This is a genomic window from Streptomyces carpinensis (assembly GCF_002154505.1).
Taxonomy (GTDB): domain Bacteria; phylum Actinomycetota; class Actinomycetes; order Streptomycetales; family Streptomycetaceae; genus Streptomyces; species Streptomyces carpinensis.
Genome location: NZ_MUBM01000366.1, coordinates 1 through 3,715, shown reverse-complemented (window position 1 = coordinate 3,715; position 3,715 = coordinate 1). Strand labels below are relative to the sequence as shown.

Below are 3,715 nucleotides of genomic sequence, written 5' to 3'. Positions count from 1 at the left end.
CGGTTTCGAGAAGCCTTCTAAGGGGCAATCGTCCTAAACTAAACGCCCTCTAAGGGCCAGCGGCTATGGACCCGCCGCAGCAGCAGGCGCATCCGGGACAGGGACTGCCATGGGTCGGGCAGTTCAGGACGAGGCGGCCGGCGGCCCGTCCGCGCCAGGACGACCGTTTCTGCCCGGAGGGCCGCCAGGACGAGGGCGTCCCGGCGACCGCGCGCCTGGGCGGGTGCGCGCCGGGCAGGTCTGAGCGGCGTCAGTCGCCGCCGGCGATGAAGCCGGCTATAGCGGCAGCGACGGCTTCGGGCTGCTCATCGGGGATGAAGTGCCCGGCGTCGGGCACGACGACTCCGGTGGTGTTGTCGGCCCATGGACTGATGGAGGCTGCCATGTCCGGGATGGAGCCGTGGCTGCTGGAGATTCCGAGGATGGGCACGGTCAGGTGCTTCCGGTTGAGCGCCTGGTGGTTCTTGCGCGCCGACTCGGCGGCGTCTCGGTAGTAGGCGAGGGAGGCGCGGAGGCCGCCGTCGGCGGCGAGCGCCGCTGCGTAGTGGTCGAGGTCGGCGTCGTCGAACGCATCGGGAGAGATGGCCTTCGTTTTCAGGAACCAGCCAGCATAGTCCCGTTCGCGGCCGGCGAGCAGGGTCTCAGGCAGGTCGGGCACGAGGTGGAACGCGAAATGCCAGGTCTTCCACGCCCGGGCCGGGTCGGTGGGAATCGTTTCCGGGAGGGTGATGCCGGGGATTCCGGCGTCGAGCAGGGCGACCCCACGCAGCTGGCTCTCGTAGTTGAGGGCGAGGGAGAAGGCGACCCAGGCGCCGATGTCATGGGCGGCCAGCCAGTAAGCCGACACTCCGAGTGCCTTTACGGCGGCGTGGACGTGGGCGGCGACCGTGTGGGTGTCGTAGCTGCGCTCCGGGCGCTCGGAGTGGCCCTGGCCCGGCAGGTCGATCGCGATGACGCGGAAACGGTCGGCGAGACTGGGCATGACCTTTCGCCAGGCCCGCCAGGTTTGCGGGAACCCGGCGAGCAGGACGACAGCCGGGCCGGCCGGCTGGCCGCCTTCGACGGCATGAAGGCGGACGCCGTCTGCGTCGACCCAGCGGTGGGTGAACCCGTCCAGGTCGTGCAGGGGCAGGTGGCGGACAGGGTTGGCTTCGGAGACATGCTGAGTGGTGGTCGCAGGGTCAGTCACGGGAATCCTCCATTGGCGTGGGGTTTGCTGGTTCGGTGCTACACCCCAGGGCCAGGCCCGCGAGCACGATGACGATGACGAGACCAGTCAGGGTGATGCTGGAGATCCGGGTCCCGGCTATCTGGTCGAGGACGCCCAGCAGCAGGACGGGGCCGACGAGGCCGGAATAGACGAACAGGAAATACGTCGCGCTGAGTTCGGCGCGGTTGCCGGGTTCGCTCAGGGCGTCCGTGACGCCGAGGCCGTGGGAGAAACGCCGGGGCCAGCGACGAGAAGAAACCGTTCACGCCCGAGGCCCCGGCCACAAGCACGCCGCTGGCGGCGAACGAGCGGGCCCGGCCCGCGCCGCCGGGACGTGCCGGGCGGCGGACGCGGGGCCGCCAGCGAGTCCTCGGCCCTGCGGTCTCGGGGACTGCCAGCCAGGCAAAGCCCGCCGCCGCGCAGGCGCCGAGGTAGCACCAGAACACGGTGCGGGTCGGCGCCGGGACGAACTCCGCAGGCCCGCGCCGATGACACCGAGACTCAGGCCGCCGACGTTGGCGGCGGTGGCCGGCACCGCTGCGGTCGTGCGGCCGGGCACAATCTCCACGATCGACGACGTCGCCGTCGCGGTGATGAGACCGGTTGCCGCGCTGCTGAGGACCCGCGAGAACACCAGGACGGTCAGGCCGTTGGCGAGTGCGAACCCGAGGGTGCTGACCGCTGTGAGCGTGAGCGCCGGCGTCAGGACGGGGCGGCGTCCGCTCGCGTCGGACAGTGAATCGGCCACGAGCAGCATGCCAACGACGCCGATGACGTAGGCGATGAAGACGAGGGTTGTGGTGACGGGCCCGAAGGCGAACTTCGACGCCCACAGGTCGTAGAGCGGAACGGTCAGATTCCTGCCAGCCATGACCATGGTGTAGATGAGGACGGCGGCGGAGGCCGGGACCAGGCGGCGTGCCCGTGGCGCTTTCTCGGATTGCGGTGGGCCCGCGGTCATGATCATGTCTGCAAACATAGCACATCTTGAACTATTCAGTTCAAGATGGAATGGTGTGCAGCACAGCCCATAGACATCGACACACCGGCAAGGAAGTGCCACGTGGCAGGCAAGAAGCAGTTCGACATGGACACGGCACTCGACGCCGCGATGATCCAGTTCTGGCGCGCCGGCTACGCCGACACCTCAGTGGACGACCTGTCACGGGCAACCGGCCTGAACCGCAGCTCCATCTACTCCTCGCTCGGCGACAAGGACACGCTCTTCCTGCGCTGCCTGGATCGCTACGCCGCGCGCTACGGCGACAAGTACGACGCCGCCCTGTCGTGTGCAGCCTCGGAACCACTTGCAGCTGTTCGTGCGTTCTTCGACGTCACCCTCGGGCGCATCGCCGATCCCGAACTGCCTGATGGATGCCTGATTGCCCAGTCGGCCATGGCAATTCCGGTGCTGAGCCCGGCCGTCGCGGCGCACGCCAAGGAGGCGCTCGGCTTCCAGCGTTTGCGCCTGCGTGCCGCGCTGAAGGCCGGGCGATTGACCGACCAGGACGCCGATGCCTTCGCTGAACACGCGGCGGCCGTGAACCAGTCTCTCGCCGTCATGAGCAGAGCCGGGGCGAGCCCGGCGCAGCTCCTGGCCATAGTGGGCGTGACCATTGACGCGCTCTCGCAAGCGTTGCGCGCAACTAGGCGTGTTTAGGAGACCAGGGGCCGGAGCCACTCGCCGATGAAGGCGACGTGGAGGGTGGCCTCCAGGCGGACGGCGAGCTTGTCATAGCGGGTGGCGACGTCCCGGTTGCGCTTGAGGCGATTGATCCCGCATTCCACGGCGTGCCGCTGCTTGTACTTCTCCTTGTCGAACGCGTACGGGCGGTCTCCTGCCTGCCTTTGCTCTTCCGGTTCGCGATCTGGTCCTTCTTCTCCGGGATGGTGCACCGGATCCCGTGCAGCCGGAGGTACCGGCGGTTGGCCCTCGACCCGTACGTCCTACCGCCCAGGACCCGGTCCGGCCGGGCATGGGGCCGGCCGCCGTGCAGCCTGGCGACGCGCATCCTGCCCAGGACGGGGGTGAACTGCGGTCTGTCGCTCCGCTGGCCCGCGGTGACAATGACCGCCAGGGGCTTCTGGCCCTGGCCGACGGCCAGGTGGAACTTGCTGGTCAGCCCGCCGCGAGAGCGGCCCAGGCCGTGGTCCGCCGGCTCGGGGCCGAGCGGCTCCTTCTGCCCGCCGGGGTCCTTGCGTGCCNNCCGGCCTCGTCGGCCAGGGCCTGCAGCGCGGCCACGAAAAGGGCACAGGTCCTGGCGAGCTGCCAGCGGCAGAACAGCTCATACACGGACTGTCAGGGGCCGTACTGCTCAGGGACCAGATGCCGCGATGGTTGGTATGCCGAGTCCGACTTGGCAGGTGAGTAAAGTCGCAGGGCGTGCGTAGAAGCTGTTCCTGATATGACATGCCAGGAAAAGCGAGATGGGTGTAGCTGTGCGATGGGGAAGTGCTGAGCTGTCAGTTCGCTTGACCGGGACTGTCGTTGGATTGTCGCCCTCG

The 3,715-nt window shown here is 68.5% G+C and carries 4 protein-coding genes; 1 reads left to right on the top strand and 3 read right to left on the bottom strand.

Annotated elements, in window-relative coordinates; translation table 11 throughout:
• Positions 1–250: 250 nt before the first annotated feature.
• Positions 251–1,189: an alpha/beta fold hydrolase gene (locus BZY54_RS38620; RefSeq protein WP_086730025.1), complete on the bottom strand. Its 939-nt coding sequence runs from the start codon at positions 1,187–1,189 to the stop codon at positions 251–253.
• A 283-nt stretch (positions 1,190–1,472) separates the two neighbouring features.
• A complete protein-coding gene (locus tag BZY54_RS54025) occupies positions 1,473–2,171 on the bottom strand; it encodes an MFS transporter (RefSeq protein ID WP_279634743.1) in 699 nt (232 codons plus the stop codon).
• 102 nt (positions 2,172–2,273) lie between these two features.
• Here BZY54_RS54025 and BZY54_RS38610 point away from each other — a divergent pair, with 102 nt between their 5' ends.
• Complete coding sequence (locus BZY54_RS38610; protein ID WP_086730024.1) at positions 2,274–2,870, top strand: TetR/AcrR family transcriptional regulator; 597 nt, start codon at positions 2,274–2,276, stop codon at positions 2,868–2,870.
• Here BZY54_RS38610 and BZY54_RS55690 read toward each other — a convergent pair.
• Complete coding sequence (locus BZY54_RS55690) at positions 2,857–3,315, bottom strand: transposase (RefSeq protein WP_244217539.1); 459 nt, start codon at positions 3,313–3,315, stop codon at positions 2,857–2,859. The two genes, BZY54_RS38610 and BZY54_RS55690, sit on opposite strands and share 14 nt — an antisense overlap.
• Positions 3,316–3,715: the final 400 nt, after the last annotated feature.

Bases quoted from the DNA above. Each gene is read 5' to 3' on its own strand.
- BZY54_RS54025 (WP_279634743.1), bottom strand. From the start codon at position 2,171: ATGACCGCGGGCCCACCGCAATCCGAGAAAGCGCCACGGGCACGCCGC.